The organism is Enterococcus sp. DIV0901a (assembly GCF_051711525.1).
GTDB lineage: Bacteria > Bacillota > Bacilli > Lactobacillales > Enterococcaceae > Enterococcus_B > Enterococcus_B faecium.
Genome location: NZ_JBIOMW010000001.1, coordinates 502,647 through 524,614 on the forward strand (window position 1 = coordinate 502,647; position 21,968 = coordinate 524,614).

The window sequence follows — 21,968 nt, forward strand, 5'->3', positions numbered from 1 at the left end:
GATGAGCGGTTAAGATGAATTTTTTTAAATATTTGAAAGATCAGTGGACATTGATCTTGGGATGGCTGTTTTTTATTGCATTGACGATCTTTGTGATGTGGCTGGCGCCAAACATCAAAGTGGATTTGAGCACAATTGCTTATTTAGCCTTGATTGAGGGCGTCTTTCTGATTTTTTATCTGCTGGGTGGTTACTTGAGCAAGAGAAGATGGTGGGGAAAATTAGCCGACATACAAAAAACTTCCCCTTTGCAAAACTATTTGAGCGGTGGACGAACAGAAGAAGAAAAACTTGTGGAAGAATATATCAATCAGCTGATCCGTGAACACCAAGAAGTAATGCAATCAGCAATCAGTAATCAACAAGACCAAAAAGATTATATTGACTCATGGGTCCATGAAATCAAAGTGCCACTTTCCGCTTCTAAATTGCTAGTTCGTTCGATCGAGTTCGATATTGACGATCAAAAGTATACATTACTAGAAAATGAATTATCAAAAATCGATGAATACGTAGAACAAGTTTTGTATTATGCAAGACTCGACAGTTTCTCGCGGGACTACCTCATCCAAGAATATGGACTAAAAGGAATCATTCAGCCTGTGATACGCAGTCAGGCAAATTATTTTATCCAAAAAAATATTCGCTACGAGATTGTTGGTGAGGATCATACTGTTTTGACCGATGCTAAATGGATCGCTTTTATCTTCAACCAATTGCTTAGTAATGCCATCAAATATACGCCGGATCACGGAAACATCATTGTGAGCATAGAAAAGGAAGCACAAGGAGTCAGCCTTTCAGTTAAAGATTCAGGGATCGGTATCCCAGCGGAAGACTTGAAACGGATCTTTGATAAGGGATTTACTGGGAGAAATGGTCGACTTAGCAAAACACATTCAACAGGATTAGGACTTTATTTAGCAAAAAATCTGGCCGAAAAATTAGGTATCCATTTGACGGCTGAATCAACTGAAGGAAAAGGGACAACAATGACTTTATTTTTCCCAATCTTAAATTTTTATAATGAAAAACGTTAGAAAATCGTTAGAAACGAAAAAAAGTGCTTGTGTTGTTAACGTTTTCGCTGATAAGTTTCTTATCATGTGAAATAAAAGGAGATTGGTTATGGAAATTTTAATAGCATTAGTCCCTATGTTGGCATGGGGTAGTATTGGTTTAGTAAGTGGTAAAATTGGTGGCGATGCCAATCAACAAACACTAGGAATGACGATCGGTGCATTTCTGTTTTCTTTAGTTGTCTTTTTCGTTGTTAGTCCTGTAATCACCCCTTGGATTTTCTTGATCGGATTTTTATCCGGCTTAGCTTGGAGTGTTGGACAAAATGGACAGTTCCATGGAATGAAGTACATGGGTGTTTCTGTAGGGTTACCATTGTCTACTGGTTTTCAATTAATTTTGAATACGATTGCGGGAGCCGTTTTCTTCCATGAATGGACACAAACAAAAGATTATGTATACGGTATTATTGCTTTAGCTCTTCTTGTAAGCGGTGCGTATTTGACTGCCCGACAAGATGACGAAGGAAAAATAGATACAGATAATAAAATGCTTGATTTTGGTAAGGGTTTTAGAGCATTGATCTTCTCTACGATTGGTTATGGTGTATATACCATCATCGTCAACTGGGCGAATTTGGATGCGATGTCAATTATCTTACCTCAAAGTATCGGAATGATCTTAGGCGCAAGCTTCTTTGCTTTCCGTAAAGTTAAAGTCGATCAGTTTGTGTGGAAAAACATGATCTGTGGATTATTATGGGGCTTAGGAAACATCTGCATGCTTCTAACAGTCAAATCACTTGGTTTAGCTGTTGGCTTCTCACTTTCACAAATGGGGATCATTATCTCTACTTTAGGTGGGATTTTCATCCTTGGCGAAAGAAAAACGAAAAAAGAGCTCATTTATGTTATTGTTGGTTGCCTTTTAGTCATTTTAGGTGGTATCCTTTTAGGGTATATGAAAACAGTTTAATCGCTGTTTTCCAACCTAAAATGGGGAGGAACTTCAATGGATTTGTTTCGTAAGAAAGAGATCAATCTCAATCATACGAGTGAGATGAAAAAAGAACTAAAAACGTCTGATTTGATCATGCTTGGAATTGGTGCGATCATCGGTACGGGAATATTTGTGGTGACAGGGGTTGCGGCCAATCAAAATGCTGGTCCAGCACTGTCACTTTCATTTGTCTTAGCTGCAATCGTTGTCATTTTGTCTGGACTAAGTTTCGCAGAATTTGCTTCGCGAGTGCCAGTGATTGGTGGGCCATATGCCTATCTGTATGTTGTATTTGGTGAATTTGCTGCCTGGCTGACAGGGTGGTTGTTGATCGGGGAATTTTTACTAGCGGTTTCCTCTGTTGCTTCCGGATGGTCTGGCTATATGCAAGGTTTTTTGAAAAGTTTAGGGGCCGAACTTCCACAAGCATTAACTGGCGGGTACAATCCGGAAAATGGTACATACATTGACTTGATTGCGGTGCTCGTAGTGATATTCGTCACTTACATCGTGTCGCTTGAAGCCAAGAAAGCATTACGTTTGAATAATGCCATGGTATATGTCAAATTTGGTATCATCGCGTTGTTTATCATTGTAGGAATATTTTTCGTTAAACCTGATAACTGGCAGCCATTCATGCCTTTTGGTTTTTCCGGTGTGCTAGATGGTGCAGCTCTTGTGTTTTTTGCTTTCTTGGGATTTGATGCCGTTGCAATGGCAGCCGAGGAAGTCAAAAACCCGCAAAAAGATGTGCCAAGAGGAATCATTGGTTCGATACTGATTGCTACTGTCCTTTACATCATCGTGACGCTGATCTTGACAGGAATCGTTCCGTATACTGAACTAGGAGTCAATGACCCAGTGGCTTTTGCAATGAGGTATGTAGGACATGGAACAGTGGGCGCGGTGATCGCTGTAGGGGCAATTTTAACGCTACTGACGGTAACGATCTCGATGATGTATTCACTTGCTCGTTTACTGTTTGCTGTCAGCAAGGATGGCTTACTTCCTAAGTTTATGACAGAAATCGATCAAAAGCATCGTACACCGAAAAAAGCGACTTATGCCGCTGGTGTGGCAGCTGTATTCTTTGCCGGATTTTTCCCATTGAATGTATTAGCGGAACTAACGAATATCATGGCGCTCGCCTATTTGATGCTTGTTAGTCTAGGCTTACTGAAGTTGAGAAAAATGTTTGGCAAACCAAAAGCTGGAGAATTCAAAGTGCCATTCGTTCCGCTATTGCCAATCGTCTCCATCTTGACTTGTATTGTATTGATGCTTCGTCTGCAAACTGTGACATGGATCGTGTTCGGTATCGTAATGGTTATTGGACTGATCATTTATTTTGGCTATGGCTATGGACACAGCAAGATGAATGAGAAATAGACTCCAATGGAGAAGTTAGAAGAAAGATAAGAAAAACGCCCAACAACAGTTTATTACAACTGTTGTTGGGCGTTTGTTTTAGTAACAAGCGAAAGGTGATCTATTGGGTTAAATCCAACAGTTTTTGTTTCAGATCTTCTTCCATGTGTCCAAGCTCTACTTCTGCATGACGACGTTTTTCTTTTCCTTCTTTTTGGATACGCAATGTCTCTTGGATTGTTTCGATCAAATCATTTTGAGTGGTTTGAAGGGTCTCGATATCCACGATTCCACGTTCATTTTCTTTCGCTGTTTCGATGGCTGAGATTTTCAGCATTTCTGAATTTTTCTTCAATAAGTCGTTTGTTGTTTCAGAGACTTGGCGTTGAGCAGTTACTGCATCTTTTTGACGAAGCAAGGTCAATGCGATCACGACTTGGTTTTTCCACAGCGGAATGGCTGTAGCGATAGATGCTTGGATCTTTTCAGCCAAGGCCTGATTTGTGTTTTGGATCAAACGGATTTGTGGTGCTTGCTGGATCGTGATCTGTCTAGCTAAGCGAAGATCATGCGTACGTTTATCCAGACGATCTAGGAATTGCGTGTAATCATTGGCAATCTGAACATCCATCTGATCGCCAGTTTCTTCTGCTCTTTTCATCGCTTCTGGAATGATCGTTGTTTGAAGTTCTTCCATTTTCAATTCTCCAGCAGCGATATAAATATTCAGTGCATCAAAGTAGTCTTTGTTTTTCTGGTAAAGCTGTTCTAACATCAGATTATCTTTTAGCAGACCGTCTTTTTCTTTATCTAATTTCACTGAAATCTTGTCAATTTGTGCACCAATCTTTTGATATTTTGCTGTCACTTCATAGATCGATTGTTTGACCTTCCCGAAGACACGCTGGAAGATGTTCCCTTCTCCGGCACGCAGTTCGTCAGGATTGGCTTCTTGGAGACGATACATCAGTTCAGTTAAGGAATCTCCTACAGGACCAATATCTTGTGCTTGCACATGATTCAACATCGATTGTGAGAATTCACTTAATTTTGCTTGGGCAGCCGATCCGTAGCTGATGACAGACTGTGCATCATTAGCATCGATTTTTGCTGCTAACTGTTTAGCTTGTTCTTGGCGTTCCGCCGGTAGTTTGTCAATTAAACGAGCAGCTGTCTGTTGCTCTTGGAGCTGATCAATCTCCGCTTGTTGTGAAGTGGTCAGCGTATCTGTTGGAGTTGAAAACGGGTTGTTCAATAAATCTTCAAGTGTATCGTTAACTGGTGTAACATCTTTTGTTTCAGTCGGTTTATGATCCATAAAAAATTCCTCCTTGTTGAATCTGTTCTCGATTCTTACATGAATGTCTCTACTTTAGAAAAAGTACTCGAAACAGCCAGACATCATCTGAATGTTCCGAGTCTTCTTTTATGAACAAAAGAGTTAATCCTTTTGTTCTGGTTCATATTTATTATCACGCTTTAAGCTCTGTTTCGCAACAGATATCTCTACATCGATATCATCTAGATCCTCAGCAACGAATTTTTGATAATCTTGTGCGATTAAAGCTGACAGCTGGTCGATGATCTGCGCGCTTTCTTCTAGTTTTTCATAGGTCTGTTTGTTTTTGATCTCATGGTCATTGATCTCATTATACTTATTTGTCAAATCAACTAGATTCGGCAGATGCGTATAAAGAAACTGACTTGCTTCATGCAGTCGGTTTGGTTCTTTCACCAATTCTTTGAATAAAGCTTTTGCTGCTTTGACTGGATCATGGCGGAGATCGATTGCTTTAAGTTTGGCTGTCTGCTGCATATTCATTTGCAATTGATTGATCTCATTTTTTGTTTGATTCATTGTTTGTCGAAAAAATGAAATTTCATTCGCTGTCATACCGCTTTTTTCATAGTGAGTTTCAAGTTCGTCAGTCAGTGCAGGAATTTCTTCTTGTTTTCCCTTTTTCCTGCGCGAACCAAAGAGTCCCCACAAAACTAAAACTACACCTATCAATAAAAGTCCTAGAACAAAAGAAAAACTATTGTTTCGGACAAAGAGAAATAGCAAGACCAATGCTAGAAGCCACGGCCAATTTCGTTTTATCATAATAAACCCTCCATGTCATTTATCGTTGAGTATTGAATTCTTTTCGTTATTCGATTACATACTTATTTTAGCATACGGACTACTAGAAAGAGTATCGGACTAAAGAAGGATTTTCTATATTTAGAGAAAATCTAAGGTTTATCTATGGTAAACTAATAAGGAGTTTTTGAGAAAAATTGAAAAATGAAAAAAAAGCAGTTATGATTACAAAGAAAGCAGGAGAAGATATGCTGAACAATGAGCAATTTGAAGAAAAAACAATCAGTCGCAAAGAAATCTATAGCGGAAAAATTATTAATGTTGCTGTAGACGAAGTTCGTTTGCCAGATGGAGGAACTTCGAAGAGAGAACTGGTATTTCATCCTGGCGGTGTCGGGATCATTGCTTTTGACGAACAAGATCGTCTGCTTCTTGTCAAACAATTTCGAAAACCTTTAGAAAAAGTGATTTTGGAGATTCCAGCTGGAAAAATCGATCCAGGAGAAGGACAAAATCCCGAAATGACAGCAGCTAGAGAATTAGAAGAAGAAACTGGCTATCGTTCGAAGTCGCTGAGCCATCTTACTTCGATGTATCTTTCACCAGGTTTTGCTAATGAAGTCCTTCATATTTATCATGCACAAGGGGTAGAGAAGGTCGAGAATCCTTTAGCACAAGATGAAGACGAAGTACTGGAGTTGTATCATCTAACTCTTGAAGAGGCGCAACAAGCGATGAAAGATCAGTTGATTTGTGATGCAAAGACGATTTATGCGATTCAATACTGGGAACTATTGACCAAAGGAAAGTAGAGGGATCGGCTTATGGCCAAAGGACCGCTTATTACGCGAAGCGAACTTCGCAAGCGACAACAAGCACAAGCAAGCGAGTCATTAAAAAAACAGCGAAAAGCAGAAACAGCTTATCAGCAAGAAGAAAAAAAGATTGCTAGCTTTTATCGTAAAGAAAGCAAAAAGAATAAACCAATCACGAAAACAAGGATCAGCGAACGGGAAAAGACGACCAAATGGAACTCTTTTTTGATGAAATCTCTTATTATTGTTATCCTAATGTTATGTGTGGTTTTTTTAGCAATCGCATTTATATAGAAAGAAGGAATTAAAAAGATGAAAATCGGTATTATCGGCGCAATGGAAGAAGAAGTAAAAATTTTGAGAGAGAACCTAAGCGAACCATTATCATGGGAACGCGCAGGCGCTTTATTTATTTCAGGTTCATTAGGTAACCACGAAGTGATCGTCGTACGTTCCGGTATAGGAAAAGTCTTAGCATCTATTACCACAAGTCTGTTGATCCAACAATACGGCGTGAACATGGTGATCAATACAGGTTCAGCTGGCGGAATCGGTGAAGGCTTACAAGTAGGTGACATCGTTATATCAGACAAAGTAGCTTATTTTGATGCAGATGCAACAGGATTTGGCTACAAACCAGGACAATTACCAGGAATGCCTCTATATTATGAAGCAAGCACATATTTGCGCAGTGAAATGGTTAAAGCAGCAAAAGCAACGAATTTGAACGCAAAAGAAGGATTGATCGTTACAGGTGATACATTTGTCGACTCGCCAGATAAAATCAAAGAAATCTTAACGAATTTCCCTGAAGCATTAGCTTGCGAAATGGAAGGAGCCGCTGTTGGACAAACAGCTCGTCAGTTCAATATCCCATTTTTGATCGTACGTGCAATGAGCGACACAGCAGATCACTCGGCGACACAAAGCTTTGACGAATTTATCGAAGACGCAGGCAAACGATCAGCAGAAATGGTGATCGAATTTGTCAAACATCTCGTATAAGGAGGACTAAGATGAACGCATTGATCTCGATTGACTACACATATGATTTTGTTGCAGAGGATGGAAAGCTGACTACTGGGACAGCAGGACAAGTAATTGAAAAAAAGCTGACTGCTCATACAAAGAAGTTTATTGATCAAAAGGATTTTGTCGTTTTTGCCATTGATGCGCATGATCCAAAAGATTCCTTTCATCCGGAGAACCGCTTATTTCCTCCGCATAATGTGATAGGAACGGGTGGACGGGAATTGTACGGCTCTTTAAAAAGTTTATACCAAGACTATGAGCAAGAGGAAAATGTTTATTGGATAGACAAACGGCATTATTCCGCTTTTAGTGGAACAGATCTAGACATCTGTTTGCGAGAACGCCAGATCACAGATATTTATTTGACCGGCGTATGTACAGATATCTGTGTGTTGCATACAGCAGTCGATGCGTATAATCTTGGATACAAACTCCATATTTTCAAAGATGCCGTGGCAAGTTTCGATCCCGTTGGACATGAATGGGCATTGAGACATTTTGAATCCACACTAGGCGCAGAAATTTTATAAAAAAACAAAGTGATTTGATAAAATAAAAAGCACAAAATAATAAAAGAAGAGCATAAAACAAACGACTTTGTTTTACGCTCTTTTTTATACGTTATTTAAAAAAAATATTATTCTTTTTACGTTAATAAATCTCTTTATTATCAACAACTTAAGTTATATTTTTTCTTTTTATAAAATACACTTATTATAATTTTGTTTTTTATTGACAGTGAAAATAAATTAGGTAATACTTTAAGTAAACGCTTTCTAATTTGTTACGGGAGGAATACACTTGTTAAAAAAACGTATAAAATACAGTGCGCTAATGATGAATCTCCTTATGCTCAGTACCCCGGTTTTAATTTCTGTCGTTGAAGTTGCTGCTAACGAACAACAGTCTGTGAACGAAGAAAATGCACACGTGAACATTGAAGGGATGTCAACAATGGAGGAAGTACCAAGAACTAGTGAAGATATGGATACGGAAGAAGGAAATGATCCTATGATGAAAGAATCAGAAAATGAAAAGACAAAAAAGCAATCTGAAGAAGCAAATGAAGAGTGGAAAGGGGTTGTTTTCGGAGAAAGCACAAGTGCTAGTAGGTATGCCATTGAACCATTAGAAGACGGCGTGCGGCTCTCTTCCACGAATAACGGCGGAAAATTCCAGTCAAGCGGATCAGATGGAATGACCTATTATTATCAAGCAATCCCCAAAGACATCAACTTTAGGATGCGGGCGACGATCGAAATAGAATCTTGGACCTATACGAATGCCCAAGAAGGATTTGCTTTAATGGTAAGAGACGCAGTACCAAAAGATCATTTGTTTGGGCAGGCATTTTATTCAAATTCATTTGCCATACTAGGCAGTCGGATCGAATATGTCTGGGACTCGGATAGACAAGAAGTGGTCAACACGAGCGGCAGCAAATATACGATGCGACTTGGATTAGGGACACGGGCAATCACAGGAATATCATCTGAAGATCCGCAAGCTGCGCCAGCTCCTGGGAGTGTCTCAGTGGAAACAACACCTTTAGAGACTTCAGCAGGGTTCTTGGAAAAAGAAACAGGTTCTTATAATATATTCGGAAACGGTCATGGGAATCTGTTTCCGGCCACGAACTCGATTACTAAACTGGACGTAGAGATGAAAAAAACGAATACTGGTTTAGAGGCATATTATTACGATCCTGAAACAGGAGAAGAAATGGCTTCTGACATCATGTATGACTGGGAAAAATTATACGCTTCAGATGAATCGGTTATTTATGCAGGATTTGCTGCAGCAAGGAATATGACGATCAAGGTAGAAGGAATCGAAGTTGCTTACTCAGATCCTGCGACAGATCCTGCGACAGATCCTGCGACAGATCCTCCTGGGCAAGAAAGACCTACTCGCTTGATTGATCCGATTTACACTGTGACCTCTAGTAATCATTCAGGAAACCAAGATCATACTATGTCCTTTAGAGCAAATGCTGACGGATTATTGACAATTAAAAATAAAGCAACAGGAGAGGTGCTTAAGAACGCAAAAGACTTGGCTATCACTGCGAATCGGGAATTTGATTATCAGACAAAACTGATGGAAGGAACGAACGAATTTACTTTCAGTTTTACGCCAGATAAAAACTATCCGCCAGAAGAATACGTAGAGATGACTAGTTATGAAACAAAAGAGATTCTTCATACAGTTGACTACCGTAAACCTAACTATTCGACAGTTTATGTAACACCGGAAGGGTCAGATACAGGAAACGGAAGCAGACAAAATCCGTTATCTCTGACGCAAGCATTGAGATACGCATATGCTGGGCAGACAATCGTCCTGGCTCCTGGAACTTATTCCTTTGAAAGAGGATTGACGATTCCAAAAGGAGTTAACGGGACAAGAGAAAACCCGATTCAATTGATTGCAGAGAAAAATCCAGAAAACAAGCGACCTGTACTTGATTTTAAAGGAACTGGAAATGGGATGACACTGTTTAGTCATTACTGGGTTTTACGTGGGTTTGACGTTACAAATAGTGCCGCTATGCAAAAAGGATTGCAGATTTCTGGAAACCATAATTTGATTGAAGAGATCCATGCTTATCGGAATGGAAATACAGGAATCCAAATCAGTGGTAGCTCAAATGATCCTTTCGAAGCATGGCCAGCGCATAACTTAGTCAAGAACTGTACATCTTTTGAAAATGCCGATCCAGGATTTGAAGATGCCGATGGATTTGCGGCCAAACTGACAATAGGAGAAGGGAATGTATTTGACGGTTGTATCGCTTATCATAATGCAGATGATGGTTGGGATCTTTTTGCTAAAAATGAAACAGGTTCAATCGGGAAAGTAGTCATCAAAAACTCAGTTGCTTATCGAAACGGTTGGGTACCGGGAGTTGAAGGAGAAGGGAACGGTAATGGATTCAAAATGGGTGGTTCCTCTTTATCGGGCCCTCATGAATTGATCAATAGTTTGTCTTTCGAAAATCTTGCAAAAGGAATCGATTCCAATAGCGGAACAGATATTATCGTCAATAGCAGTACAAGTTTTAATAACGGTTCATATAATGTGGCTCTTTATACCTCTTCGGCAGGAAACACAGACTTCCATGCTTCTGGTATCTTATCTTTCCGAACAGAAAATCTTGAGATGAGAGAGCAGATCCGCCCATTGAATCAAAACGAAGATCAAATCTATCACTCGTTGAACTACTATTGGAATGAACGAGAGAAACAATCAGAAAATACTCTTGGACATACCGTATCAAAAGATTGGATCGAATCTCTAAATACACATTCGCAAGAAGGGCAGCAGCCTGTTACTCGCTATGCGAATGGAAGCATCCATGTCCATGGATTGATGCAAATCAAACCGGAGAATCGTCAAACAGAAAAGGGAAGAGTAGATGGTCTTCCACTATCTGTAGGTGCTACTTTTGACGGAGAAACCTCACCGTCTTCGGAGTATCCAGAATATGCAATCGTACAAGAACCAAATCAGACAAAACCAAACGAACAAAATAATCCGATTATTATACAAGAAGCAAATGGTGTGGCGGAGAATGCAGAAGGAAATATCATTGAACTGAAGCCTTTTACAGTTTTTGTGTCAACTTTCACACCAAATCAAGGAACGCCTGTCTTTGAAGATATGCGTTATTTCCCAGAAAAGATCCAAATCGTTGAAACACAGTCAAGTGCTCAATTTTCTAATCATACCGCTATTTTTTCAGCACCTTCAAAAGGAGAATATACGCTAGAAGTCACTTATCGTTCGGAAATATTTGATGGGGAAAAATGGTCTGCTCATACAGAATCTGTTACCCAGCAAAAAGCGATCACTGTGCGAGAAACTGCCGATGTGCCCCCGGGAAATGACAAACCAGAAAGAGAAAATCCAGGAAATGAATCACCAAATGGAAAACCAAATGGAAAACCTTCTCATCCGGATAGGACAGCAAAAGAAAGTGAAAAAAATGGCACTCAAGGACTCCCAAAAACGGGAGAATTTAATAACCCGTTGCTAGCATTAGCTGGAGGAATTTTGTTAATCGGTGTAGTTGTTTATGTCATGAAACAGCGAAAAAAATAAGTGGAATTTCTCCTTTTATGATGTAAAACAATTGACTGAGGAAAGTAAAAATAGAAGGAAATGAGACCAATAGATGTCTCACTTCCTTCTATCTTTTTATAGATGAGGTTCTCCTTGCTGCTTTTGATTGGCTGTTCTTATTACTTGATGCAGGACAGCTTTTTCACAATCTCTCCACTAAACGGTGTTCAATCAGCTGACCCTCGGTATTAGCTCAACAAACGGCAAAATATGAAGAACTATTTTTCCGTTTTTTTCTCTAATACTCAGGTCAGGACGCTGATTTCACAACCTCTCGATAAACGGTGTTCAAAAGCCAGTTTCTCGGTAGTAAGTCAAATTTATGCAAAAATGTGGAAAGCTATTTTCACAAAATTTTTCTTACTACTTGAAACTAAGCGGCTTTTTCACAACCTCTGATATACGGTGTTCAAAAGCCAGTTTCTCGGTAGTAAGTCAAATTTATGCAAAAATGTGGAAAGCCATTTTCACAAAATTTTTCTTACTACTTGAAACTAAGCGGCTTTTTCACAACCTCTGATACATGGTATTCCAGAAGTAACTTCTTCGAAAAATAAGCCGAAATGTCACAAAAATTTGAGAAGCAATTTCCCCCAATTCCTTCTTATTTCTTGAAGCTGACCACTTCTGGCACAACCTCTTACCAGATTCGCACTCTTTTTTCTGGCGCTAGATACATAGCGTCTTGTTCCGTGATACCAAATGTTTCATAGAATTCGTCAAGGTTTTTTGGTTGCACGTTTGCTCGGAGTTTAGCAGGGGCATGGACATCGATTTGCAGTAAAAGTTGTTGGTATTCTTTTTTTGCTTTTGTACGCCAAATCGTTGCCCAATTGACAAAGAATTCCTCGATAGAAAGATCTGATTCCGTTTTTGCTGCTTCCAATGCACAGCTTAGACCGCCTGCATCAGCAATATTTTCCGAAACGGTTAATTTTCCGTTTACTTTTCCGTCAGCAAAAGGCAGACCATCGAATTCTTCGATCATTGCTTGTGCTTTGTTTTGAAATTGTGTAAGATCTTCTTCTGTCCACCAGTTGTTCAAGTTGCCATATTCGTCAAATAAAGCGCCGTTATTATCAAATGCATGGGAAATCTCATGAGCGATAACAGCTCCGATTCCACCATAATTAGCAGAGCTTGATTGTTCTAGACTGTAAAATGGTGCTTGAAGGATCGCTGCCGGAAAGACGATCACATTCCGAAATGGATGATAATAAGCATTGACCGTGTCAGCACTCATTTCCCATTCTGAACGATCCACTGGTTTGTTCCATTTGCTGAAACGATCTTTTAATGTGAGTTTGCTGAAAACAAGAGTATTTGAAAGCAAAGTACCACCCTGATCTGCAGGTACTGTTTTGAACTGGTCGAATAATGCTGGGATCTTATCGGGGTAGCCTACTTGGATACCTAAGTTATTTAATTTTATGACGGCTTTTTCTTTTGTTGCATCCCCAAGCCAGTCATTTTCTTCTAGACGTTTTTTATAAACGGCGATCATTTTTTTCACCATTTGTTCTACGTCTTTTTTAGCAGCTTCGCCAAAATATTTTTTTCCGTAGTAATCGCCAACTACTTGATCGAATTGTCCAGAGGCAAGGTAATACGCTGCTTTTTTCTGAGGCATTGCTTCGTCTGTTCCAGACAATACGCGAGAATAGATTCCGCTGACTTGGCGGAATTCTTCTGATAGATAACCACTAAGAGAACGTACTGTTTTAATGATCATCCAGCTTTTGAATAACGGAAAATGAGCTTCTGTCAGGATGTCATTCAAATGATCGAAGTACACTGGATCAGTTACGATCACTTTATCTGGAGTTGTCCCAATCAAACCCGTGACAAGTTTTTTCAAGTCCAGTTTATCTGTGTATTGAATAAATGTATCAAAAGATTGCGGATTATACATTTTGCTGTAATCTGCGTTTTCTTCTGCACTTTTTACATGAGGAGCAATCAATTTATCAAATTGCACTGCTTGTTCCGTGATTGCTTCTGCCTGACTTTTTTCTTTGCCGGCAAGCTCTAATAACTGAACAGCCATATCAAAGAAAACGCCTATTAGTTGTGCACCGTTGGGATGGTCTGATGCATAATACGTCTTATCTGGAAGGAATAAAGAAGGCGGATAAGCAAAGAAGGCGTTCGTTTGCGCATTCTTCATATCTGCATCTACATCCAGATTAAATGGCAATGGTAATGTATCCAACAGCCATTCTGGAAATTGCTCATTCAATTCGTCGAAAGACTGCAATGATTCAACTTTTTCGATTATAGGTTGAAGTGGTTGAGCATGCAACTCATTTCTTCGGTCATAATCGTTTGCCAGTTGATAATATGCAAGGAAATGTTTCATTTTTTCTGAAGACACTTTTTCTGGATGGGCAAGCAGATCGTCTGTTTCTCCCATCAAAAGTTGGTCGATCCCGTCAACTAAATCTTGGAAACCGCCTGTAGCTGGTTTATCTGCAGGGATTTTTGCTGTTTTTTGCCATTCTTCATTGACTGCTTCATAGAAATCTTGTTTCAATCGTTCTTTGTTCATTCATCGATCGCTCCTTTTTTGTTTCGTGTGCCCATTATCTTACAAAATGAAGGAATTAACAAATAGAACATAAAAAATTGAAAATTCGAACAATCAAACTGATTTGTTTTTTTCAATCCTTCACTTATAATGAAAAAAAGGAGGCGATCCCAACTGAATCAAGTAGTGGATAAACCTTTATATTTCAAAGTAGATAAAAAAATTAAAAAATTAGCCAGCACTCAGCAGCTGCAGTCAAGAAAAAGTAAATTGCTTTTTTTAGCTCTGGTTTTTGAAGATCAAAGTTATGTGATTATCGATCAATCAGGACATCCGGTAGAATATTCTCCAGCAAAATATACTTATCAAGAGGGTCTTTCTTGTAAAAAATGGAAGCTGATCAATGAAGAGCCAATCGAGTTATCTAGATGGATCAACAGAAAAGAAGATATTCCCGTTTTGATCGAAGAAAAAAGGTCAGGAAAGGAACTCACAAATTGCTGGGTGGGATTGCCAGAAGAACGTTTTTTGAGGTATAAGAAATGGGCTACCCCCTCAGGCTATCTTTGTGGTACTTACGCGGCAGCAGTTCTCCTTGCCTATTATCAAGACTATCGTAAGGGGTGGATGATTCCAAATGAGATTCGCAAGAAAAATACGGCTGATTCGTTGGTTTTGACGAAGGCATTGCGTAGCCAGATCCAACCACTAGGACTTCCTACGATTCCTTTTCAGGTTAGTACAGGGATTTCTAGTTTTTTAAAGAAGAATGGCAATCATGAGCGTGCACGAGCAACTCTTCTAGGTTCATGGCAGCGAGCTACAAAACGTATACGTGAAGGCAAACCTGTGATGATTGGTATTTTGAAAGTACTTGGCAGTACATATGGCAATCATTGGGTGACAGCGTACGCTTATTTTGAAACTGAAACAGGAGAACGTTATTACAAAGTACACGACAACTGGGGCGATTATCATAAAGTCATTCCTGCCAGTTGGAGTAACGGAACAGTTTCACTTCCTTAAGAATTTGCTGAAATTAACAGAAAATCTTGGAAAAATATGTTAAACTATCGAAGAATAGAGAAGTTTTGGGGAGGACTACATGAGTAATAAGTATCAGGATGACACGTTGAAGATTTTTAGTTTGAATGGCAACCGTCCATTAGCTGAAAAAATCGCGAAAGTGTTCGGAACAGAATTAGGTAAAAGCGTCGTGAAGCAATTTAGTGATGGCGAGATTTCCATCAATATCGAAGAAAGTATTCGAGGGGATCATGTGTATATCGTTCAATCAACGAATGCACCTGTCAATGACTACTATATGGAACTACTGATCATGATCGATGCAATGAAGCGAGCAAGTGCGAAAACGATCAATGTCGTATTGCCTTACTATGGGTATGCTAGGCAAGACCGCACGGCGAAACCTCATGAACCGATCACTGCGAAATTGATCGCTAACTTGATCGAAGAAGCAGGGGCAACTCGAGTACTGACTTTAGATCTGCACACGGTTCAAGTACAAGGATTCTTTGATATTCCTGTAGATAATTTATTTACGATGCCGTTGTTTGCTCATTATTACCGTCAATTAGGTCTGACGGGAGATGACATCGTAGTTGTTTCGCCAAAAAACAGCGGTGTTCAGCGTGCACGTAGTCTTTCAGAATATTTGAACAGCACATTAGCCATCGTAGATCATGCAGATGATGCTTCAACTGAGGGTGGTTATGTGATTGGTGATGTTCAAGGAAAGACATGTATCATGGTAGATGATATCTTGAACACAGGAGCAACGCTTGCACGAGCAGCAAATGTATTAAAAGAAAACGGCGCAAAAGAAGTATATGCCTGTGCGTCACATGGATTATTGTCCGATCATGCGAAAAGTATTTTAGACAATGCACCAATCAAAGATATTTGTATCACTGATTCTGTTTTCACAGAAGAAAATCGTCATCCAGAAAACTTAACAATCGTTACATGTTCAGAATTAATGGGTGAAGCGGTCAAACGCATCCATGAAAATACACCGATGAGTCCGTTATTCCGTCTGGAAGAAAAAGAATTCGAATAAACAAAAAAAAGAGGGAAAGAAGTTGTGACAGAAGTGAGCAGCTTCAAGGAGCTGCGACAAGACTTTTGTTACAGCTCCTTTTTTCGGCTCATTGTCAAATGGTGTTGTTTTAATTAAATCACCTTGAGGAAACGTTTCGGCGTTTCCTCTTTTTTTTGTTATTAAATAATCTCACAGAGATTTTGTTGGATCAAGACTCGCATACGCAGATGTCGAAACGTCCGAAAGCCAAACGCGATGCGTTTAATGACCTTGATTAAATTGTTTTTCCCTTCCAATTTGCCGTTAGAATAGGGATATTTCAAAGCATTGATGATGCCTTTTTTATATTTGTTTAACGAAAGAATCGCTTTTTTAAATCCTTTATCCAATGATACTGGTAATGTGTCGATCAACTCGAAGAAGGCAGTAAAATCTTTTGTTTCCAAAGCAGCCAACAATTCCTGATAGACTTCATAACTTTCACGTAAGTGCTTATCGATTGAGAGCAGATAGTCTAGGACCTCTGATTCGGTCACGTATTTCCGTTGGAAAAGCGGAAATTGTCGAAGAGAAGTATAGTTGATTTTTGTTTCTTTCTTCAAGATCGTTCGCCAGTATTTTTTTAATTTACGATAATCTTTCATTGCTTTAGGATTGTTTTTCTTTAACTGGTTCATGGTTTGGATTCGTTGCTTATTGAAGGCACGAGTCAATTGTTGGACTATGTGGAACCGGTCGATCGATACACAGGCATTCGGAAAAAGAGCTCGTGTCACTACGTGATAAGAAGCATTCATATCCATTACGATATGAGTCACATTTTGCCTTGCTTTTAGGGTGAAGCGTTGGAAATAGGCGGTTAATTTAAAGTTTCTCCGATCATCTAAAATATCAAAAATCATTCCAGTGTCGGCATCACTGAGAATAAAGCACATCGCGCCTTCACAATCTTTGGTTCCTTTGAATTCATCAATCATCAAATGTTTCGGTAAGTAAGCAGGTTTTAACTGTGGTTCTTCAAAGAAAGAGTCTAGTACGCGTTCGACCGTTTTGGTCGATACAAAGTATCGAGCCGCAATATCTTTCATGGAGATCTTCTTCTTTAAATCAATAGCGATCGCAAATTTCAATGGTTGCGAAAGATAGCAGTTTTCAGCGACATAATCAGTTTTGGCTGTAAATGTGTGTCGACAATGTTTACAATAAAAGCGCTGCTTGAATAAACGAAGATAAGAAGGAACTTCTTGATAAGGAATCAGCTGGATCAAGCTCTCTTTATACGAATGATAAATCACTGTTTCAAAGCCGCACAGTTCGCAGTGGTGCGGTTTATAAGTCAATATTCCCGTAAAGACATTGGCCATTCGGCCATGGACCCGTTCTTTGGTCAGCGCATCTTTGGGAAAAGCGATGTTTGAATCTTTGATATTTAACAATTCTTTGATCATTTGGTCTGTATTTTCATCTTTTATTTTGATATTCTTAGGTAAAGACATTTGGATTCTCCTTCTATAAGTGGTTCAGCGACTTAATTATAGAGGAATCAAATGTCTTTTTGTTATAAAAAAATATTTGGTGTCCTTACTCGATTTGAGTAACAACACCAAATATCATAGAACCCTTTTTTCTATGCCCATGAAACGTCCTCTAGACAAAATGAGCTCTTCTTTGGTTTGTTCGCTATTTTATGCTAGAATGTGCCTAGCAATAATTTGGAAGGGATGAATGAAGTGAAAACTATTTATCTGGATCATGCGGCAACTACCCCCATGCATCCACAAGTAATTGAAGCGATGACGGCAATCATGCAAGACACGTTTGGAAATCCTTCAAGCATACATGGATTTGGTCGCCACGCGCATGAAAAATTGGAAACAGCAAGACAAATCATTGCAGACAGTCTGCAAGCAAAACCTCACGAGATCATCTTTAACAGTGGGGGAACAGAAGGGGATAATACAGCTATCTTAGAAACAGCGTTCTCGCGTCAAAAAGAAGGCAGACATCTAATCACTACAGCTATCGAACATCCTGCTGTTCTTAATACCATGAAATATTTAGAGACAAAGGGGTTTGACGTTACATATCTGCCTGTAGATGAAAAAGGGAATCTGTCGATCGAAGAGGTCAAAAAAGCGTTACGAGAAGATACGATCTTGGTCTCTGTGATGTACGGGAACAATGAAATCGGAAATTTGATGCCAATCAAAGAAATCGGTGAACTTTTAGCGGATCATCCAGCTTATTTCCATACAGATGCGGTACAAGCGTACGGAAACCAAACGATCCATCCAGAAGAATTAGGAATCGATTTATTAAGTATCTCTGCTCATAAAATCAATGGGCCAAAAGGCGTCGGTTTCTTATATAAACGAGACGGAGTAAATATCCCTGCATTGCTTTTAGGCGGGGAGCAGGAAGAAAAGCGGCGTGCAGGTACAGAAAATTTAGCAGGGATCTGGGGTATGGCAAAAGCAGTTGAACTGCTGTCACCTGAAGAACGTGAAGCACGTAACAACAAATATAAAGGATTCCAGCAATTGATTCTTGATACATTAGAAGCAAACGAAATCCCTTATCAAGTAAATGGTGATTTAACGAATAAACTCCCTCATGTGTTGAATCTTCGCTTAATTGGCGAAGCAAATGATTTGCTACTGATGAAGCTTGATCTTAATGGGGTCGCTATTTCTACTGGTTCAGCTTGTACAGCAGGAAATATCGAGCCTTCACACGTATTAGAAGCAATGTATGGAGAAGATACACCGATACTAAAAGAATCCATCCGTATCAGCTTTGGTTTGGGAAATACCGAAGACGACATCCAGTATTTCCTTGATCAATTAGTTCGTGCTGTCAAAAAATAACTAGTGAAGTCATTCTTATATGAACAGATGTCTGAGAGAACGCCTTCATTTTTTAGGGAACTTAACTGAAAAACCTAGTAAAAATCAGGATAAACTTTTATAATAAAGAGAAACTAATTTTATCGAGGTGAAAATCATGGCATTTGAAACAACAGCAACGGTACTGGGCGCACCAATTAGCTATCGTTTGCATCCTGATGCAAAAAGATATACATTGCGCGATAATGGATTTACAGAAACAAACGGAGGCAATTATCAATTAATCCGACCATTAGATGCCACGCCGCAAAGCAAAGAAGGATTCAAATTAAAAATCACTGTATCAAAAGATATTCAAACATTGAAAATGTCGATCACTACAGCAAATGGATTGAAAGCAGTCAATATTTTCAAAGATCCAAAACAGAAAATGAGCCAAGATAAATTTTATTTTCTGATGGATGGGATGATTAGCCGTGGGTTATTCGAAAAAGTCGAATGATCTGTGGATATAAAAAGACAACTAGTTTTGAAACGGCCTATTGTTAGATGACTAACTTTGTAAGGACGACGCAAATTAGTTGTCTTTTTTATTTTTAAATTTAACACATGTTGTTATTTTTAATATTTTGCTGATTTATTGTTTCTAAGTAAAGAAATTTAAATTGAAACGATTGTTATTTAGGGAAAAAGGTATTTTTTGAAAAAAGAATCCCGTATAATGATTGTTGTGCAAACGCTATACAAAATGAAAAAGAAAAGAGGGATGTTTATGGAAAATGAACAGTCGGTCGTTTTAACGAATTGGAAGAGAAATTATTTGTTCTTTTTATCGGGACAGTTTTTGTCAGGAATCACTAGTATGGTTGTCCAATATGCGATCATCTGGTATTTGACAAGAGAAACCGGTTCGGCGACAATTTTGAGTTTTGCTACTTTACTAGGAATGATTCCCATGGTTTTACTAAGCCCATTTGTAGGACCGCTAGTGGATCGCTGGGATAAAAAAGCTCTTTTGATTGTCACGGATATTATTGTAGCGATTTTCGCGCTTATTTTAGCAGTAGTCGGAACGATTTCAGAATCCTTCCCGATTTGGCTAGTTTTTGTGTCTTTGTTTATGCGTTCGGTCGCACAAACATTCCAAATGCCAACGATCCAGTCGATTATGCCGACAATCGTTCCATCTTCTCACATAACAAGGACGAATGGACAGTTAGGAATGGTCCAGTCAGCGAATTTCATCATTGCGCCAGCTCTAGGTGCGGCTTTGTTTTCAGTCGTTCCTGTCAATTACCTTATTTTATTAGATGTATTGGGGGCAGTTTTTGGTGTCGGCTTATTGATTTTTGTGAAGATCCCAAAAGTTTCTCCTGAAATATTGGAAGTTCCGCTTACTATTTTTAAAGATGCAAAATTTGGGCTGCAGCAATTGATGGATAACAAAGGGTTATGGTACATAACGATCAATGGTGCATTTGTGATGCTGTTGTTCATGCCAGCAATCAGTCTGTATCCATTGATGACGCTAGATTACTTTGGTGGTTCCGTTGGACAGGCGGGAGCAGTGGAAGTAGTCTACGCAGTCGGAATGCTCTTAGGCGGTGCACTGATCAGTTTTATAGGAACATGGAAAGACCGAATGAAACCTATTATTATAGCCTACATCATTATGGGCCTGACGATCGGTGCAAGCGGATTGGTTCCAAACGATAGTCAAGGGTTCTTGTACTTTCTTATCTTGAATGCAGGAGCAGGTTGTGCAACGCCATATTTCAATACACTGCTGATGGCAATGATCCAGCAGAGTTATGAATCGAATGTTTTAGGTCGTGTCTTAGGGAACTTCAACTCTTTGATGAACCTGGCAGGTCCAATTGGATTATTATTTGCAGGACCATTAGCTGATCGTTTAGGGGTAGAAAAAATGTTCTTGTTTTCTGGAATCGGGATTTTATTATGCGGAATCGTTTTATTTTTAACGTCAGCTGCTCGAAATTATGATAAAGAATTACAGAAAAAATTGGTAAAAGAACACCATGAGCAAAAAGACGAATAGTATGGAATGGAGTTGTGACAGAAGTCTTGTTACAACTCCATTTCTGATCCTAATGTTCCTGTGGCAATAAGCCTACTCAAATGAAAAATATGAGTAATTATCTTTATTTGTTTAATACTTGATATAGGGCAGTTTTTTCACGACCTATCGTACTTCCTCTTTGCTTCATAGATTTCTTTGATTTGTTGCTCAGATAACGGAGTGCCAAATGGTAGTTTTTCCTTTAAGAGTTCTCTTTCCGGTGCGTCTACGCCTACATTGACATCGTTCTCGATAGGTACGCTGTAATGATGGATATGTCCATGAAGATTGCGGATAGTGTCGTTAGGCCCGAGCAACATCGGATAATGAGTCAAGTAATATTGTTGATGGTCGAATTTAACGATGGCACCTACATCATAAAAATAAAATTTGGGACTTCCGTCAGTAAGCCTAGGATCATTTTTTTCTAAATAACGGAAAAAAGCACGACTGTCATGGTTCCCTTTGATCAAGTGGATTGTTCCTTGCAGTTGAGTGACCAGTTCCAAAATTTCTGCATTTGCTTTTTCATATTGCGGATGCATAGCAAGGTCGCCTAGATGATAAACATGGTCGGTTTCTTTTATTACTGCATTCCAGCTAGTGATCAACTGTTGGTTCATTTCATCCACATTTGCAAAGAGCCGCGGAGCAAAGTCGTTTTTTCCTAATAAGCGTTCATGGAAAAAGTGCATATCACTGGTAAAGTAATTCATGTATCTCTTGCCTCCCTTTTTTCTTAGAGTAAACAAAATCACTTATCTGAGCAACTCATAACATCTAAAAAGAAAAGGTTGTAAATGAGACGTGCAGCTTTAAGCGATAAGAAGCAATTTTGAAAAATAGTTTTTCACAATTTACAAAATTATTCCTTATTGCCGAAAGGCTGGCCCTTTTTATGAGTATGCCAATTTTTTATATCGAATGCTCAAAAGATGAGTGATTTTTTGGTTGACTATCATGTTTGTGTACTGAATAGGTCCAGTAGAACAGTATTTTTACGACTTGATA

At 39.0% G+C, this 21,968-nt stretch carries 18 protein-coding genes; 13 read left to right on the top strand and 5 right to left on the bottom strand.

Going from position 1 to position 21,968, the window contains the following annotated elements; all coding sequences use genetic code 11:
• The first annotated feature begins 14 nt into the window (after positions 1-14).
• From sapS to IGL70_RS02410, 3 genes are all read left to right on the top strand, one after another.
• The gene (gene sapS / locus IGL70_RS02400; protein ID WP_002286770.1) at positions 15-1,040 is read left to right on the top strand and encodes a two-component system sensor histidine kinase SapS; all 1,026 of its coding nucleotides are present in this window, start codon (positions 15-17) and stop codon (positions 1,038-1,040) included.
• Positions 1,041-1,128: 88 nt separating this feature from the next.
• Positions 1,129-1,995, top strand: coding sequence for a GRP family sugar transporter (locus tag IGL70_RS02405; protein ID WP_002286769.1), 867 nt, complete (start codon positions 1,129-1,131; stop codon positions 1,993-1,995).
• Between the two features lie 36 nt (positions 1,996-2,031).
• Positions 2,032-3,408: an amino acid permease gene (locus IGL70_RS02410; protein ID WP_002286768.1), complete on the top strand. Its 1,377-nt coding sequence runs from the start codon at positions 2,032-2,034 to the stop codon at positions 3,406-3,408.
• Positions 3,409-3,508: 100 nt separating this feature from the next.
• On the opposite strand, the gene IGL70_RS02415 is transcribed toward IGL70_RS02410, so the two are convergent.
• Positions 3,509-4,705: a toxic anion resistance protein gene (locus IGL70_RS02415; RefSeq protein ID WP_002286766.1), complete on the bottom strand. Its 1,197-nt coding sequence runs from the start codon at positions 4,703-4,705 to the stop codon at positions 3,509-3,511.
• Between the two features lie 123 nt (positions 4,706-4,828).
• Entirely contained in the window at positions 4,829-5,491 is a 663-nt protein-coding gene (locus tag IGL70_RS02420) for a 5-bromo-4-chloroindolyl phosphate hydrolysis family protein (protein WP_002286764.1), read from the bottom strand.
• 227 nt (positions 5,492-5,718) lie between these two features.
• On the opposite strand from IGL70_RS02420, the gene IGL70_RS02425 reads away from it, so the two are divergent.
• From IGL70_RS02425 to IGL70_RS02445, 5 genes are all read left to right on the top strand, one after another.
• The gene (locus tag IGL70_RS02425) at positions 5,719-6,282 is read left to right on the top strand and encodes an NUDIX hydrolase (protein WP_002323741.1); all 564 of its coding nucleotides are present in this window, start codon (positions 5,719-5,721) and stop codon (positions 6,280-6,282) included.
• Positions 6,283-6,294: 12 nt separating this feature from the next.
• Positions 6,295-6,579 carry a cell wall synthase accessory phosphoprotein MacP gene (gene macP, locus IGL70_RS02430; protein WP_002286760.1) on the top strand — a complete coding sequence of 95 codons (285 nt, stop codon included), beginning with the start codon at positions 6,295-6,297 and terminating at the stop codon, positions 6,577-6,579.
• 18 nt (positions 6,580-6,597) lie between these two features.
• Positions 6,598-7,290: a 5'-methylthioadenosine/adenosylhomocysteine nucleosidase gene (locus IGL70_RS02435; protein ID WP_002291218.1), complete on the top strand. Its 693-nt coding sequence runs from the start codon at positions 6,598-6,600 to the stop codon at positions 7,288-7,290.
• Positions 7,291-7,301: 11 nt separating this feature from the next.
• Positions 7,302-7,847 (top strand): cysteine hydrolase family protein, encoded by a 546-nt coding sequence (locus tag IGL70_RS02440; RefSeq protein ID WP_002298881.1) that lies wholly within the window; start codon positions 7,302-7,304, stop codon positions 7,845-7,847.
• Between the two features lie 271 nt (positions 7,848-8,118).
• Positions 8,119-11,421 carry a right-handed parallel beta-helix repeat-containing protein gene (locus IGL70_RS02445; protein WP_104873891.1) on the top strand — a complete coding sequence of 1,101 codons (3,303 nt, stop codon included), beginning with the start codon at positions 8,119-8,121 and terminating at the stop codon, positions 11,419-11,421.
• A 661-nt stretch (positions 11,422-12,082) separates the two neighbouring features.
• Here the strand turns inward: IGL70_RS02445 and IGL70_RS02450 are convergent.
• The gene (locus IGL70_RS02450) at positions 12,083-13,990 is read right to left on the bottom strand and encodes a M13 family metallopeptidase (RefSeq protein WP_002301660.1); all 1,908 of its coding nucleotides are present in this window, start codon (positions 13,988-13,990) and stop codon (positions 12,083-12,085) included.
• 129 nt (positions 13,991-14,119) lie between these two features.
• On the opposite strand from IGL70_RS02450, the gene IGL70_RS02455 reads away from it, so the two are divergent.
• Both IGL70_RS02455 and IGL70_RS02460 read left to right on the top strand, forming a co-directional pair.
• Positions 14,120-14,995 (top strand): dihydrolipoamide dehydrogenase, encoded by an 876-nt coding sequence (locus tag IGL70_RS02455; RefSeq protein WP_104859114.1) that lies wholly within the window; start codon positions 14,120-14,122, stop codon positions 14,993-14,995.
• A 79-nt stretch (positions 14,996-15,074) separates the two neighbouring features.
• Positions 15,075-16,049, top strand: coding sequence for a ribose-phosphate diphosphokinase (locus IGL70_RS02460; RefSeq protein WP_002286741.1), 975 nt, complete (start codon positions 15,075-15,077; stop codon positions 16,047-16,049).
• 161 nt (positions 16,050-16,210) lie between these two features.
• Here the strand turns inward: IGL70_RS02460 and IGL70_RS02465 are convergent, their stop codons facing one another.
• Entirely contained in the window at positions 16,211-17,527 is a 1,317-nt protein-coding gene (locus IGL70_RS02465; protein ID WP_104770650.1) for an ISL3 family transposase, read from the bottom strand.
• A gap of 225 nt (positions 17,528-17,752) precedes the next feature.
• Here IGL70_RS02465 and IGL70_RS02470 point away from each other — a divergent pair, with 225 nt between their 5' ends.
• The 3 genes from IGL70_RS02470 to efmA all read left to right on the top strand — a co-directional run bounded on the left by IGL70_RS02470 (position 17,753) and on the right by efmA (position 20,936).
• The gene (locus tag IGL70_RS02470; RefSeq protein WP_002295158.1) at positions 17,753-18,898 is read left to right on the top strand and encodes a cysteine desulfurase family protein; all 1,146 of its coding nucleotides are present in this window, start codon (positions 17,753-17,755) and stop codon (positions 18,896-18,898) included.
• 136 nt (positions 18,899-19,034) lie between these two features.
• A complete protein-coding gene (locus IGL70_RS02475; RefSeq protein WP_002286736.1) occupies positions 19,035-19,379 on the top strand; it encodes a DUF1831 domain-containing protein in 345 nt (114 codons plus the stop codon).
• 270 nt (positions 19,380-19,649) lie between these two features.
• Complete coding sequence (gene efmA, locus IGL70_RS02480; RefSeq protein ID WP_002291207.1) at positions 19,650-20,936, top strand: multidrug efflux MFS transporter EfmA; 1,287 nt, start codon at positions 19,650-19,652, stop codon at positions 20,934-20,936.
• Between the two features lie 137 nt (positions 20,937-21,073).
• Here efmA and IGL70_RS02485 read toward each other — a convergent pair whose 3' ends face one another.
• Entirely contained in the window at positions 21,074-21,673 is a 600-nt protein-coding gene (locus tag IGL70_RS02485; protein ID WP_002291205.1) for a metallophosphoesterase, read from the bottom strand.
• Between the last annotated feature and the right edge of the window lie 295 nt (positions 21,674-21,968).

Bases quoted from the DNA above. Each gene is read 5' to 3' on its own strand.
- sapS (WP_002286770.1), top strand. From the start codon at position 15: ATGAATTTTTTTAAATATTTGAAAGATCAGTGGACATTGATCTTGGGA.
- IGL70_RS02475 (WP_002286736.1), top strand. From the start codon at position 19,035: ATGGCATTTGAAACAACAGCAACGGTACTGGGCGCACCAATTAGCTAT.
- IGL70_RS02435 (WP_002291218.1), top strand. From the start codon at position 6,598: ATGAAAATCGGTATTATCGGCGCAATGGAAGAAGAAGTAAAAATTTTG.
- IGL70_RS02470 (WP_002295158.1), top strand. From the start codon at position 17,753: ATGAATGAAGTGAAAACTATTTATCTGGATCATGCGGCAACTACCCCC.
- macP (WP_002286760.1), top strand. From the start codon at position 6,295: ATGGCCAAAGGACCGCTTATTACGCGAAGCGAACTTCGCAAGCGACAA.
- IGL70_RS02425 (WP_002323741.1), top strand. From the start codon at position 5,719: ATGCTGAACAATGAGCAATTTGAAGAAAAAACAATCAGTCGCAAAGAA.
- efmA (WP_002291207.1), top strand. From the start codon at position 19,650: ATGGAAAATGAACAGTCGGTCGTTTTAACGAATTGGAAGAGAAATTAT.
- IGL70_RS02485 (WP_002291205.1), bottom strand. From the start codon at position 21,673: ATGAATTACTTTACCAGTGATATGCACTTTTTCCATGAACGCTTATTA.
- IGL70_RS02465 (WP_104770650.1), bottom strand. From the start codon at position 17,527: ATGTCTTTACCTAAGAATATCAAAATAAAAGATGAAAATACAGACCAA.
- IGL70_RS02460 (WP_002286741.1), top strand. From the start codon at position 15,075: ATGAGTAATAAGTATCAGGATGACACGTTGAAGATTTTTAGTTTGAAT.
- IGL70_RS02420 (WP_002286764.1), bottom strand. From the start codon at position 5,491: ATGATAAAACGAAATTGGCCGTGGCTTCTAGCATTGGTCTTGCTATTT.
- IGL70_RS02455 (WP_104859114.1), top strand. From the start codon at position 14,120: ATGAAAAAAAGGAGGCGATCCCAACTGAATCAAGTAGTGGATAAACCT.
- IGL70_RS02450 (WP_002301660.1), bottom strand. From the start codon at position 13,990: ATGAACAAAGAACGATTGAAACAAGATTTCTATGAAGCAGTCAATGAA.
- IGL70_RS02405 (WP_002286769.1), top strand. From the start codon at position 1,129: ATGGAAATTTTAATAGCATTAGTCCCTATGTTGGCATGGGGTAGTATT.
- IGL70_RS02440 (WP_002298881.1), top strand. From the start codon at position 7,302: ATGAACGCATTGATCTCGATTGACTACACATATGATTTTGTTGCAGAG.
- IGL70_RS02415 (WP_002286766.1), bottom strand. From the start codon at position 4,705: ATGGATCATAAACCGACTGAAACAAAAGATGTTACACCAGTTAACGAT.
- IGL70_RS02410 (WP_002286768.1), top strand. From the start codon at position 2,032: ATGGATTTGTTTCGTAAGAAAGAGATCAATCTCAATCATACGAGTGAG.